The 12,344-nt window shown below is 67.1% G+C and carries 11 protein-coding genes and 1 tRNA gene; 11 read left to right on the top strand and 1 reads right to left on the bottom strand.

What is annotated here, in order from left to right; translation table 11 throughout:
• Window positions 1–198 precede the first annotated feature (198 nt).
• Both rhaT and ASD47_RS16920 read left to right on the top strand, forming a co-directional pair.
• Window positions 199–1,266, top strand: coding sequence for an L-rhamnose/proton symporter RhaT (gene rhaT, locus ASD47_RS16925; protein ID WP_056759111.1), 1,068 nt, complete (start codon window positions 199–201; stop codon window positions 1,264–1,266).
• A gap of 172 nt (window positions 1,267–1,438) precedes the next feature.
• Window positions 1,439–2,224, top strand: a complete 786-nt coding sequence (locus ASD47_RS16920) for a DeoR/GlpR family DNA-binding transcription regulator (protein ID WP_056759171.1) — start codon at window positions 1,439–1,441, stop codon at window positions 2,222–2,224.
• A 143-nt stretch (window positions 2,225–2,367) separates the two neighbouring features.
• On the opposite strand, the gene ASD47_RS16915 is transcribed toward ASD47_RS16920, so the two are convergent.
• Entirely contained in the window at window positions 2,368–2,853 is a 486-nt protein-coding gene (locus ASD47_RS16915) for a DUF3237 domain-containing protein (RefSeq protein ID WP_056759109.1), read from the bottom strand.
• 368 nt (window positions 2,854–3,221) lie between these two features.
• On the opposite strand from ASD47_RS16915, the gene ASD47_RS16910 reads away from it, so the two are divergent.
• The 9 genes from ASD47_RS16910 to paoC all read left to right on the top strand — a co-directional run bounded on the left by ASD47_RS16910 (window position 3,222) and on the right by paoC (window position 12,152).
• Entirely contained in the window at window positions 3,222–4,064 is an 843-nt protein-coding gene (locus ASD47_RS16910) for an IclR family transcriptional regulator (RefSeq protein WP_056759107.1), read from the top strand.
• A 9-nt stretch (window positions 4,065–4,073) separates the two neighbouring features.
• The gene (locus ASD47_RS16905; protein ID WP_056759105.1) at window positions 4,074–4,769 is read left to right on the top strand and encodes an SDR family NAD(P)-dependent oxidoreductase; all 696 of its coding nucleotides are present in this window, start codon (window positions 4,074–4,076) and stop codon (window positions 4,767–4,769) included.
• A gap of 47 nt (window positions 4,770–4,816) precedes the next feature.
• Window positions 4,817–5,563, top strand: coding sequence for an IclR family transcriptional regulator (locus ASD47_RS16900; protein WP_056759169.1), 747 nt, complete (start codon window positions 4,817–4,819; stop codon window positions 5,561–5,563).
• Between the two features lie 100 nt (window positions 5,564–5,663).
• Window positions 5,664–6,626 (top strand): alpha/beta hydrolase, encoded by a 963-nt coding sequence (locus ASD47_RS16895; protein ID WP_056759103.1) that lies wholly within the window; start codon window positions 5,664–5,666, stop codon window positions 6,624–6,626.
• Between the two features lie 291 nt (window positions 6,627–6,917).
• A tRNA-Val gene (locus ASD47_RS16890) sits at window positions 6,918–6,992 on the top strand.
• Window positions 6,993–7,239: 247 nt separating this feature from the next.
• Entirely contained in the window at window positions 7,240–8,148 is a 909-nt protein-coding gene (locus ASD47_RS16885) for a LysR family transcriptional regulator (RefSeq protein ID WP_056759101.1), read from the top strand.
• Between the two features lie 226 nt (window positions 8,149–8,374).
• Window positions 8,375–9,007, top strand: coding sequence for an aldehyde dehydrogenase iron-sulfur subunit PaoA (paoA, locus tag ASD47_RS16880; protein WP_056759100.1), 633 nt, complete (start codon window positions 8,375–8,377; stop codon window positions 9,005–9,007).
• Window positions 9,004–9,954 carry a xanthine dehydrogenase family protein subunit M gene (locus tag ASD47_RS16875; protein ID WP_056759098.1) on the top strand — a complete coding sequence of 317 codons (951 nt, stop codon included), beginning with the start codon at window positions 9,004–9,006 and terminating at the stop codon, window positions 9,952–9,954. The genes paoA and ASD47_RS16875 overlap by 4 nt, the downstream gene beginning before the upstream one ends.
• 5 nt (window positions 9,955–9,959) lie before the next feature.
• Window positions 9,960–12,152 (top strand): aldehyde oxidoreductase molybdenum-binding subunit PaoC, encoded by a 2,193-nt coding sequence (gene paoC, locus ASD47_RS16870; RefSeq protein ID WP_056759096.1) that lies wholly within the window; start codon window positions 9,960–9,962, stop codon window positions 12,150–12,152.
• The last annotated feature ends 192 nt before the right edge of the window (window positions 12,153–12,344 follow it).

Genomic DNA, 12,344 nt, shown 5'->3' with positions numbered 1-12,344 from the left:
AGCCTTCCAGAGCGGCGGCCTGGCTTAGCGATTGACAGCTGAAGCAAGCCGTCCATAGTGATCGATAATGCGCGATATAGAACGCATGTTAATCACAATCGGTCACGCCGAGCCCCTGGCCGCGGACGCGCCGGTGCCGTCTCGCGCGGCCCGTGCCCGGCCCAGCGCATCGCCGGTCCGACGCATTACGGAGATCTCATGAACCCGCTCATCGGCGTCGTCTTCCATTGGCTGGGGGGCCTGTCCTCGGCCAGCTTCTATGTGCCCTACAAGCGCATCAAACGCTGGTCGTGGGAGATCTTCTGGCTGACCGGCGGGGTGTTCTCCTGGCTGATCGCCCCTTGGCTGTTCGCATCGCTCAAGACCCACGATCTGCTCGGCGTGCTCGCCGACACGCCCCAGCGCACCCTCTTCTGGTGCTGGTTCTGGGGGGCGGCCTGGGGCTTTGGCGGCCTGACGTTCGGCCTGACCATGCGTTATCTGGGTCTGTCACTGGGCATGGCGGTGGCCTTGGGCCTGACGACGGTGATCGGCACGCTGGGGCCGCCGATCTTTCACGGCACGCTCCTGGAGCTGCTGGCGACGCCGAGCGGCAAGGTGACCTTGCTGGGCATCCTGGTGACCCTGGTCGGCATCGTCGTGGTGGCGCGCGCCGGTCACGCCAAGGACCAGGAACTGCAGGACAGCCACGCCACCAGCGCCATCGCCGAGTTCGATCTGAAACGCGGCCTGGCCGTGGCGGTGTTCTCCGGCGTGATGAGCGGCTGTTTCGCCTGGGGCCTGGATGCGGGCCAGCCGATCCGCGCCCTGACCCTGAAGGCGGGCACCGAGCCTCTCAGCCAGGGCCTGCCCGTGCTCTGCGTCGTGCTGCTGGGCGGCTTCACCACCAACTTCATCTGGTGTCTCTACCTGATCCTGAAGAACCGCTCGGCCGGCCAGTTCATCGGCCGGCCCGGCCCCGCGGCCGACGCCGACGCAGCCCCGCCAAATCTGCTGGCCAACTACCTGCTGGCGGCGCTAGGGGGCGTCCTTTGGTACTTCCAGTTCTTCTTCTACACGATGGGCGAGAGCCAGATGGGCAAGTACGGCTTCTCCAGCTGGACCTTGCACATGGCCTCGATCATCCTGTTTTCGACCCTCTGGGGCTTTGCGCTCAAGGAATGGGCCGGCGCCAGCGCCCGCACCCGGCTGCGGGTCTGGCTGGGGATCACCCTGCTGGTCGGCTCGACCGTGATCATCGGCGTGGGCAATTTTCTGGCTCGGTAGGCCCTAAGAGCATGACCAAGGCGGACGGAGGCGCGGCGTCGGCGTCCGCTCATGGCCCCCTCGCGGCCGCGGGTCGCGCGGGGGCAAACTTCTTGGTCATGATCGAAAATGCTTGTAGGGGACGGGTGCGCGTAGAAAAATGAATCACCAGGCCCCAAAGGGGAGCACCTTCATGCATGCCAACGATCGCGAGCAGCTGATCGCGGACCTGATCCAAAATCGCGGCTTCGTATCGTTCCAGGAACTGGACCAAAAGCTGGATGTGTCCGCCGCGACGATCCGGCGCGACCTTGACCGTCTGGTCGAGCGCGGACTGGTCACGCGTGTTCGGGGCGGGGCGCGACTGGCTTCGCCGGAGCTAACCGCGCCTTCGGGCCAGATAGAACTTCTCGGCGCGCCCTTTCACGAGAACATCGGGCGCCACACCGCTCAGAAGGAAGCGATCGGCCGTGCGGCGGCCGCGCTCTGCCGGCCCGGCGAAGGGGTGATGATCGACGGCGGTTCGACCACCCTGCAGATGTGCCCGCACATCGCCAGCCTGAACCTCCAGGTCCTGACCAATTCGCTGCATATCGTCAGCGCCCTGCTGCCCCAGCCGGGCACTCGCCTCCTGTTGCCGTCCGGTTCGGTGTTCCGTGAGCAGAACATCATCCTGGCCGCCTCGGGCGAAGACAGCATGCCGCGTTTCCACGCCCCGCGCCTGTTCATGGGCGCGGCGGCCATCGGGCCGCAGGGCCTGATGCAGGCCGACGTCGTCCTGGTCGCGGCCGAGCGTCGACTGATCGAACGCGCCGACGAGATCATCATCCTGGTCGACAGCTCCAAGTTCCAGGGACCGTCGGGCCATCTGGTCTGCGACCTGTCGGAGGTCGATATCCTGGTCACCGACGCGGGCATTTCCGATCACGATCGCAAGATGGTCGAAGCCGCCGACATCAAGCTGATCATCGCCGAATAGGCCGAACGGCCAACGCGCCCTGGACGCCCGCCCATAACCAGAGACGGCGAGGATCGGCGCGCCATCCCAGCGATGGGGCGCCCGGGTCATCCATCGCCCTTCGCGGCCGATGAGCGCGGCCCTAAGGCCTCAAGCCGGCAGGCTCAATCGACCTGATAGATCAGGATGCGGGCGGCGGGATGGTCCTTGTCTCCGGCCGCCTCGACCTTGCTCACGAAGATCGCCTGGTTGAGCCAGTCATAGCGCCCGATCGGCGCTTCGAAGGTCGGCGCGGCCCACATGTAGAACTTGTCGCCGTCTTTCTTCGGAAGACGCACGATCCCCACGTTGTGGACGTGGATCTGCACCTTGTCGTCGGTTTCGATCATGTATTCGGCGTTGATCGTTATCGTGCCGTCGGCCCGCACGAGCTGCCAATCGGCGCCGGGCAGAACGCGGCCGGCGAGCTTCTCGCCTTTGAACGTGCCGCCGGTGATCGGCATGCGTTGGCGCCGCCCCAGCGGCGTGTCGCCGATGATCTGAGTTGGCCCCATCGTGACGACCTCTTCGAAAACCAGCCGGGTCGGGGCCGTATCGGCGGGGGCCTGAGCCGCGACGGGCGTCGCCAGACCCAGGGCTACAGCGAACAAGATCGATTTCAAGACAGCATTCCCCGCGCGTCATACCGCCAAGGACCGGCGACGGACGCGAAGTTGGCCACTGGCCTCCCCCTTAAAAAGAGCCCGGATTTGCCAAGCGTCACATCCACGCAGCGGTCGCCGCATCTCCCGCGCCCAGAAAGCAGGACGCGGGGATCGCGCCTTGGGCCTGCCCGTCAGATAGGACGCTGTCCCACGCCTTGGCGCTCGGGTCCCGGCCCGCCGGCGCCGTAAATCCGCGCCCTATTTAACGCGTCCCGGGAATTTTAGGCTCCTGGCTGGTGTCTGGGGCGCGCCGAGCGGATCCCAGCGCCGTCGCGACATCTCATGGGCCAGATCGCCTCGTCAGAGAGTGGGATATGTCCTCAGCCGAAATCGACAGGGACGATACCGACGAAACCCGTTGCGGCGCTCAAAGCCGCACCCTGGTTCGTGGTTTGGAGGTCCTCCACGCGATCAGTTGCGGCCATGGCGAGCTGGCGGATTTGGCCTCGATCCTTGGCCTGACCCGCAGCACCACCCATCGCCTGGCCGCCACCCTGGTCGATCATCGCTACCTGACCTTCACGCCGCGCCGGGGCTACACCCTGGGACCCAAGCTCATCGAACTGGGCTATGTCGCCGGGCGCCAGATGAGCTTGACCAAGGCCGCGCGCGAGCACCTGGAAATCCTGGCCAGCGACACGGGCGACACCGTGCATCTGGGCGTCCTGGACGATCGCAAGGTGCTCTATCTCGACAAGATCCCCGGCAGCCGCCGCGTCGAGGTCAGCTCCCGGGTCGGCGAGCGCCAACCCCTGCGCTCGACAGGTCTGGGCAAGGCCCTGCTGCTGGACGCGCCGGCCGCCCGCTGGCGGGAGATCTATGAGGCCGAGCATCGGGAAGGTCGCCGCTACCCGGTCGAGCTGGCCGAGTGGCTGCGACGCATGGACGGTTATAGCCGCGCCGGCGTCGCGCTCGATCTCGAGGAGAACGAAGACCGGATCCGCTGCGTGGCCGCGCCGATCCGCGACGTCAGCGGCAAGATCATCGCGGCGATCAGCCTTTCGAGCGCGGGCCAGTACATGGACGACGAGCGCATGGCGCGCCTGGGGGCCGACGTCCGCGCCACGGCCGAGGCGATCAGCCGAGCCTTCGGCTGGCGATGTCCCGCGCCCCCGCCGTCCTCAGGTCCCGCCTTTGCCCATTCTCCGCCCGAATAGGAAGCTGCCATGTTGCTCAAGGACAAGGTCGTGCTGGTGATCAACGCCGAGCTTCCGGTGGGCAAGGCCATCGCGATCGACTGCGCCCGTCACGGCGCCCACGTGGCGATCAACGCCGATCCGATGACAAGGCAAGCGGCCGAGATCCTCTCGGCGATCGCCGCATTGGGCCGCCGCGGCTACTGCGTCGAAGGCCAGGCGCTTGAGGCGAGCAGCGCCCAGGCGCTGGTCGTCGACGTCGTCCAAGCCCTTGGCCGTTTCGACGTGCTGATCAGTTGCGCGGCCGTCGCGCCGCCCCACGACTTTCTGACGACCCCGGCCGACGCCTTCCAGCGCGCCGTCAAGGTGGGGGTCACCGGGACCTACGCCGCCCTGCAGGCCGCCGCGCGCCAGATGATCGCGCAGGGCTGGGGCGGGGCGATCATCGCGGTCAACACCGAGCCGCCCGGCCAAGCCTTCAACGCGATCGCCTACGCCGAAACCCAGGACTTGATGCAGATGTGGGCCGACACCCTGCGCAAGGACGAGGTTCGTTGCAACATGGTGCGCCTGGATGCGCCGCGGGCCCAAGCCGGCGCCGACCTGACCGCGTTCGACGAGTTGACGGGTCCGGTGGTTTTCCTGGCCTCGGATTTGGCCAGGAACGTCTCGGGCACCACCATCCGCGTCGGCGATGGGGCTCCGCTCGCCATGGTGACCGCGTGACGGACGCCAGCCCCCAGGACGCGGGCGGTCAAGGCGCGCAGACCCTGATGCGCGGCCTGGATGTTTTGGACATCGTCGCCCAGAACGGCCCGATCGCCCTTCGGGACCTGATCGATCGGATCGGACTGTCGCGCAGCACCACCCATCGGCTCGCCAGCGCTCTAGTCGAGCGAGGCATGTTGCGGCCCGAGAACCAGGGTTATGTCCTGGGCTCCAAGCTGCTGTGGCTCGATGCTCAGGCCCGTGACGCGCTGTCGCTGCCGGCCGTGGCGCGTCCCCATCTTGAGCGCCTCGCGCGTGAGCAGTTCGACGCGGTCAATCTGGCGATCCGCGACGAACTGCTGGTGCGGTACGTCGATCAGGTTCGCGGCTCGCGGCGGATCGAAGTCCGATCGGTGATCGGCGAAACCCGTCCCTTGGCGTCGACCGGCTTGGGCAAGGCCCTAATGCTCGACGAGGGCGAAGGCGCCTGGCGCGCGGCCTACCGAAGATCCAAGCGCGACACGCACGCGGCCGAATCCGAAGAGGCTTTCGTGGCCCGGATGGCGACCTATCGGGACCTGGGCGTCACCTTCGACATCGAGGAGAACGAGGACCGCGTTCGGTGCGTGGCCGCGCCGATCCGTGGCGCCAGCGGTCGGATCATCGGCGCGCTCAGCCTCTCCAGCCTGCCGCAGTACATGGACGACGCGCGCATGAAAGCGCTCGTTCAACCGGTCCGCGCCGTTGGCGAGGCGATCGGCCTCGACCTTGGCTGGAGCAAACAAGATCCGGATGGCGCTCGTCGCCACTAGCCGGGGCTTCGGACCGCGCCCGCCTGCCCCTATGCCGCCCGCGCAAGAGGCCCCCCGCTGGTCGGGCGCTCGTTTGGCGGCCGTCGCTTGGAGACGAACAATGTCGAGACTTGGCTTCTTGTTGCTGCTTCTGGGCCTGGCCACCGGCGCCCAGGCTCAGACTCAGCAGACCCCGCATGGCCTGGCGCCCGACGCGCCAACCCCCGCGGCGCTCGGCACGGACACCTATCGCCTTTGGCCGGGCGCTGCCCCCGGCGCGGTCGAAAATACGCTGGAATCGACCCCGACCCTGACCCTCTATCGCCCGCAATTTCCGCGCCCTGACGGCGCCTCGGTGGTGATCGCCCCGGGCGGGGCCTATATCGGCTTGGCCGCACGGCTTGAAGGCGTCGAGCCGGCGGCCTGGTTCACCGCCCGCGGGATCACCGCTTTCGTGCTCACCTACCGGGTCGGGCCCAAGGCGCGCCTGCCGATCCCCTTGGCGGATGGCGCCCGGGCGATCCGCTTTGTCAGGTCCCACGCCCATGATTTTGACCTCGATCCCAACCGCATCGGCATGATGGGGTTCTCGGCCGGAGGCCATCTGGCGGCGACGACGGCCGTGGACGCCACGCCGGGGCAGGCCCAGGCGCAAGACCCCGTCGAGCGGGCCGGCAGCCGCCCCGACTTCCTGGTCCTGGTCTATCCGTGGCTCGAAGGAACCAAGCCACGGCCCGACGGAACGTCTTCCTACTGCGACTTCGCCAAGCTGGTCGGCCCGGCTTGCGAGCCGAGCGCATATGCCAGGTTCGCCCCCCTGGCCCATGTCAGCGCACAGGCCCCGCCGACCTTCATCTTCCATACGACCAACGACGAGCTGGTTCCTGTCGGGGGAAGCGCGAGGTTCTACCAGGCGCTCGTCGATCATGGCGTCCCAGCTGAATTCCACGCGTTCGCGGAGGGCCGTCACGGCGCTGGACTGGGCGGTGCGAGCGCGGTGCTGCAAACCTGGCCCGCCCTGCTGGACCTGTGGCTGCGCGCCAAGGGGCTGATAGAGCCTGCCCCGGTTCAGCCAGGCCAGTAGATCGCTTTTTGGGGTGCGAATCTGCTCCCCAGATATTCCCCAGAAACGTCCCGAAAAGGAGCGAATAGTCGCCCCAAAAAGCTGAAGGGCGGTTGCCCGAGCGCAACGATCATGACCGCTCCCACAGCCGCGAGACGCCGCGAATTTCTGTCCTGGCCGATCGTCGGCGCGCGGCGCTTGGTTTTGGCAACTGGCAGGCCAGTAAGGGAATTTCGCCTCTTGCGCGTCCCGAGGAGCCGGGCTATACGCCGCTCCTCTCGCGACGAGGTCCATGTTTTGGGCACGCGATTGGGATGCTTAGCTCAGCGGGAGAGCACCTCGTTCACACCGAGGGGGTCGCAGGTTCAATCCCTGCAGCATCCACCAAAATTTCCCCAACAAACCAAGTCACTCTCGAAATCGCCGCGCCGCACGCCTGCCTAAGGCGGCGCTTGCTCCCCGATATTACCCAAACGACCATTTTCCCGTAACATCTCCTACTGAGCGCGCGCCCTACGGTCCGCACACGGGTGTCGCGAACCTTTCCGAGGTCATTGACGGCCCGCGCGATGGCCGTGGACGGGAAGCTCGCAGCGGAAGACCTTCAAGCCATTCCACAAAGGTCAAAATCCCCATGCTGTTTGGCCGTTCAGACTTGGCGGACTTTTCGTATTTCCTCGTGACCGCCAAGCACCGGAGCTTTCGCCGCGCGGCGCTGGAGCTGGGGATCAGCGCATCGGCGCTAAGCCACGCCATCAAGGGTCTGGAGTCCCGCCTAGGCGTGCGCTTGCTCAACCGCACCAACCGCAGCGTGACCTTGACCGCCGCCGGCGAGCAATTGCAGTCGGCGATCAGCTCGCCGTTCGAAGAGATCGGACAGGCCGTGGAGGACCTCAACCGGTTCCGGGACGGACCCTCCGGTCGCATCAGGCTGAACGTGCCGACCGACGCGGCCACCTTGTTGCTCGCACCTGTCCTGCCCGCCTTCGTTGATCGGTACCCCGATATCGAGGTCGACGTCGCCGTCAGCAATCAGATGATCGACGTGATCGACGGCGGGTTCGACGCGGGCATACGCTATGGCGGCACCGTGCCCGAGGACATGATCACCCAGCGCCTTTCGGCCGACCTGCGCTGGGTGGTGGCGGGCTCGCCGACCTATCTTGATCGGTTCGGCGAGCCCGAGCATCCCGATGACCTCCATCAGCATCGTTGCCTGCGGTTTCGCTTGGGCGACGAGCGCATGTATCGCTGGGAATTCGAACGTGGCGGCGAAGAGATCCTGATCACCGCGCCGGGAAACCTGGTCCTCGACGAGTCGGGGTTCATCCTGTCCCTGATGGTGGGCGGCGCCGGCCTCATGTACGCGCCGCAAGCCGTCGTCGCGCCCTTGGTGGCGCAAGGCAAGGCCAGGCTCGTGCTTGAGGATTGGATGACGCCCGGGCCCGGCTTCCACATCTACTACTCAAGTCGCCGGCACGTTCCGGTGGGCCTGCGGCTGTTGATCGAGCTGATCCGCGAAATGCGTCCCCTCGGCCTTTAGCCGCGCGGCGCGTTCCGGAAGCTCGATATCGGCCGCGCGCGAACCCTCGCGCGATCGCGACGGTGAATTTACCTCATCGCGTCGTCAACCTCCGCGCACCTAACCACCGGCGGCCAGCAGCGTTAGACTCCCGGCGAGAGCGCCCGGCTCGTTCTCCCCAAGCCTGCCGCTGAGCGTCTCATCCGGGAGACTGCTCTTGGGTCGGCAAAGAGGACCCGAACGCCACATGCCTCCCACCGACCTCCCCTCGATTTCCCGACGTGACTTGATGGTCGTCGGCGCGGCCTCGGCCGCGGCGTCAGCGTCGCCCCTGAACGCGAACGCCGCCTCAAACCCCGACGCGCCGGTCCTCGCCAGGGTTTCGATCGACATCAACGGCAAGCGCCAGACGCTGGAGCTCGACACCCGCACGACGCTGCTGGACGCCTTGCGCGAACACCTCAAGCTCACCGGAACCAAGAAGGGGTGCGATCACGGCCAGTGCGGCGCTTGCACGGTGATCGTGGAAGGCCGGCGGATCAACGCCTGCCTTTCGCTGGCGGTGATGCACGAGGGCGACAAGGTCACCACGATCGAGGGCCTGGGCCAGCCAGACCGCCTGCACCCGATGCAGGCCGCCTTCGTCAAGCACGACGGCTACCAATGCGGCTACTGCACCCCCGGCCAGATCTGCTCGGCGGTCGCGGTGCTCAACGAAATCAAGGCCGGCGTTCCAAGCCATGTCACCGCCGACCTCAACGCCTCCCTGAAGGTCACCGAGGCTGAACTGCGTGAGCGGATGAGCGGCAACATCTGCCGTTGCGGGGCCTATTCCAACATCATCGAGGCGATCAGCGAAGTGTCGGAGAGGACGGCATGAAGCCCTTCAGCTACGAGCGGGCCCGCACCCCCAAGGACGCCGCCGCCATCGCCGCGCGCACGCCGGGGGCCAAGTTCATCGCCGGCGGCACCAACCTGCTCGACCTGATGAAGTTGCAGATCGAGACGCCCGGACATCTGATCGACGTCAACGGCCTGGCGCTCGACAAGATCGAAGCGACCCCGGCCGGCGGCCTGCGGATCGGCGCCCTGGTCCGCAACACCGACATGGCCGCCGATCGGCGCGTGCGCCGCGACTATGGCGTGCTGAGCCGAGCCTTGCTGGCGGGCGCTTCGGGTCAACTGCGCAACAAGGCCACGACCGCGGGCAATCTCCTGCAGCGCACCCGTTGCCCTTATTTCTACGACACCAACATGCCGTGCAATAAGCGCAATCCCGGCGCGGGCTGCTCGGCCATCGGGGGCGCGACGCGCGCTCAGGCCGTTCTCGGGACCAGCGACGCCTGCATCGCCACCCATCCCAGCGACATGGCCATCGCCTTGCGCGTGCTGGACGCCACGGTGGAGACGGTGGCGCCCGACGGCGCGACCCGCTCCATCGCGATGGCCGACTTCCATCGTCTGCCGGGCAGCACCCCGCACCTGGAGACAGCCCTGGCTCCCGGTGAACTGATTACGGCGGTCACCCTGCCCCGGCCCATCGGCGGGACCCATGGCTATCACAAGGTCCGCGACCGAGCGTCCTACGCCTTCGCTCTGGTTTCGGTGGCCACGATCGTCCAGCCAGACGGCTCGGGTCGTGTGGCGCTCGGCGGCGTGGCCCATAGGCCCTGGCGGGTCGAGGCGGCCGAAAGCCAGATGCCGCGGGGTGCCAAGGCGGTCTCCGAAGCCCTGCTCGCCGGCGCCAAGACGACGCCGGACAACGCCTTCAAGCTAACGTTGGTCGAGCGCACGCTCGGCGCGGCGCTGGCGCAAGCCCGAGCCTGACGCCCATGAAGTTCGACACGCCCGCCACCACCAATCCGATCGATCAGCTGAAGATCATCGGCAAGTCCACCGACCGGATCGACGGTCCGTACAAGACCAGCGGCCTGGCGACCTACGCCTATGAACATCACGATGTCGCCGCCAACCCCGCCTACGGCTTCGTGATCGGCGCGGCGATCGCCAAGGGCAGGATCGCCGCGATGGACAAGAGCAGGGCTCTGGCCGCGCCGGGCGTCCTGGCCATTGTCGACGCCGCCAACGCCGGCAAGCTTGGCAAGGGCAACTTCAACACCGCGAAACTGCTCGGCGGCCCCGAGATCGACCACTATCACCAAGCCGTTGCGATCGTGGTGGCCGAGACCTTCGAGCAGGCTCGCGCCGCCGCGGCGCTCGTGAAGATCGACTATGTTCGCGCCGAGGGCCGCTTCGACCTGGCTCAGGCCAAGGCGGGCGCGACCAAACCCAAGGGCGGCGCGGACGCCGTCGTGGGCGACTTCACCGCCGCCTTCGCCACCGCGCCCGTGCAGTTGGACGAGACCTACGCCACGCCCGACCAGAGCCATGCGATGATGGAACCGCATGCTTCGATCGCCATCTGGCAAGGCGACAAGCTGACCTTGTGGACCTCCAACCAGATGATCAACTGGAGCGCTGGCGACGTGGCCAGGACGCTGGGCATTCCCCAGGCGAACGTGCGCCTGGTGTCGCCGTTCATTGGCGGCGGGTTCGGCGCCAAGCTTTTCGTCCGCTCCGACGCCATCCTGGCCGCGCTCGGCGCTCGCGCCGCCCGCCGCCCGGTGAAGCTGGCCCTGACCCGCCCCCTGATCTTCAACAACACCACCCACCGACCCGCCACGATCCAGCGCATACGCCTGGGCGCGACCAAGGCGGGCATGCTCACGGCCATCGGCCATGAGAACTGGTCAGGCGATCTGCCAGGCGGCGGCCCCGAGGACGCCGTGCAGCAGACCCGCCTGCTCTATGCCGGCGCCAATCGCCTGTTGACGACCCGCCTGGCGGTGCTCGACCTGCCCGAAGGCAACGCCATGCGCGCGCCCGGCGAGGCGCCCGGCCTGATGGCCCTTGAGATGGCTATGGACGAGCTGGCCGATAAGCTCGGCCTTGATCCCGTCCAGCTGCGCATCCTCAACGACACCCAGGTCGATCCGGAAAAACCCGAGCGCTCCTTCTCCCAACGACAGTTGATCCAGTGCCTGCGGACCGGCGCTGAGACCTTCGGCTGGGACAAACGCCGCGCGCCGGGTCAGACCCGAGATGGACGCTGGCTGGTCGGCATGGGCGTGGCCGCCGCCTTCCGCAACAACCTCTCCATGACGTCGGCCGCGCGGGTGCGGCTGGACAAGGACGGTTTGGTGACGGTCGAGACCGACATGACCGACATCGGCACCGGCAGCTACACGATCATCGCCCAGACCGCCGCCGAAGTGATGGGCGTGCCGCTCGATCGGGTGGCCGTGAAGCTGGGCGACTCCGCTTTCCCGGTCTCGTCAGGCTCCGGCGGCCAATGGGGGGCCAACAGCTCGACCGCCGGCGTCTACGCCGCCTGCGTCAAGCTGCGCGAAATGGTGGCGCGGAAATTGGGGCTGGACCCGGCCCTGGCGCAATTTTCCGACGGCAAGGTCAGCGCCGGCGCACGTAGCAGCCCCCTGGCGGAGGCCGCCCGCGAGGCCGGCTTGGTCGCGGAGGACAAGATGGAGTATGGCGACCTGGCCAAGACTCATCAGGTGTCGACCTTTGGCGCGCACTTCGTCGAGGTCGGGGTCGATGCGGTCACCGGCGAGATCCGCATCCGGCGGATGCTGGCGGTCTGCGCGGCCGGACGGATCTTGAACCCCAAGTCGGCCCGCAGCCAAGTGCTCGGCGGCATGACCATGGGAGCCGGCGGCGCCCTGATGGAAGAGCTGGTCGTCGACAAGCGCCTGGGATTCTTCGTCAACCACGACTTGGCCGGATACGAAGTGCCCGTGCACGCCGACATTCCGCACCAGGAGGTGATTTTCCTGGAGGAGACGGATCCGATGTCCTCGCCGATGAAGGCCAAGGGCGTCGGGGAATTGGGGATCTGCGGGGTCGCCGCCGCGATCGCCAACGCCGTCCATAACGCCACCGGCGTGCGCGTGCGCCACTATCCGATCACGTTGGACAAGCTGCTGGACGGCTTGCCCCAGCTCGCCTAGCGCGCCCCTTCCCAAGCCTTGTCGGGCCGGCCCCAACGCCGCCTCGACAAGGCTTGGAAGCCAGAGGTTCGCGACTTGGCCACGACGCCACCGTCCCAGCCATGATGAGCAGAACTCACCGCCCCGATTAGGTCGCGGCGGATCGACCCTCCAGGCCAAAGACCTATTTTCCGCACCATGACGACACACGCC

This window comes from Caulobacter sp. Root1472, from assembly GCF_001426985.1.
GTDB classification, from domain to species: Bacteria; Pseudomonadota; Alphaproteobacteria; order Caulobacterales; family Caulobacteraceae; genus Caulobacter; species Caulobacter rhizosphaerae.
The sequence above is the reverse complement of the archived record's forward strand: the minus strand, read 5'-3'. Positions and strand labels throughout refer to the sequence as shown.

Bases quoted from the DNA above. Each gene is read 5' to 3' on its own strand.
- rhaT (WP_056759111.1), top strand. From the start codon at position 199: ATGAACCCGCTCATCGGCGTCGTCTTCCATTGGCTGGGGGGCCTGTCC.
- ASD47_RS16920 (WP_056759171.1), top strand. From the start codon at position 1,439: ATGCATGCCAACGATCGCGAGCAGCTGATCGCGGACCTGATCCAAAAT.
- ASD47_RS16910 (WP_056759107.1), top strand. From the start codon at position 3,222: ATGTCCTCAGCCGAAATCGACAGGGACGATACCGACGAAACCCGTTGC.
- ASD47_RS16905 (WP_056759105.1), top strand. From the start codon at position 4,074: ATGTTGCTCAAGGACAAGGTCGTGCTGGTGATCAACGCCGAGCTTCCG.
- ASD47_RS16900 (WP_056759169.1), top strand. From the start codon at position 4,817: ATGCGCGGCCTGGATGTTTTGGACATCGTCGCCCAGAACGGCCCGATC.
- ASD47_RS16895 (WP_056759103.1), top strand. From the start codon at position 5,664: ATGTCGAGACTTGGCTTCTTGTTGCTGCTTCTGGGCCTGGCCACCGGC.
- ASD47_RS16885 (WP_056759101.1), top strand. From the start codon at position 7,240: ATGCTGTTTGGCCGTTCAGACTTGGCGGACTTTTCGTATTTCCTCGTG.
- paoA (WP_056759100.1), top strand. From the start codon at position 8,375: ATGCCTCCCACCGACCTCCCCTCGATTTCCCGACGTGACTTGATGGTC.
- ASD47_RS16875 (WP_056759098.1), top strand. From the start codon at position 9,004: ATGAAGCCCTTCAGCTACGAGCGGGCCCGCACCCCCAAGGACGCCGCC.
- paoC (WP_056759096.1), top strand. From the start codon at position 9,960: ATGAAGTTCGACACGCCCGCCACCACCAATCCGATCGATCAGCTGAAG.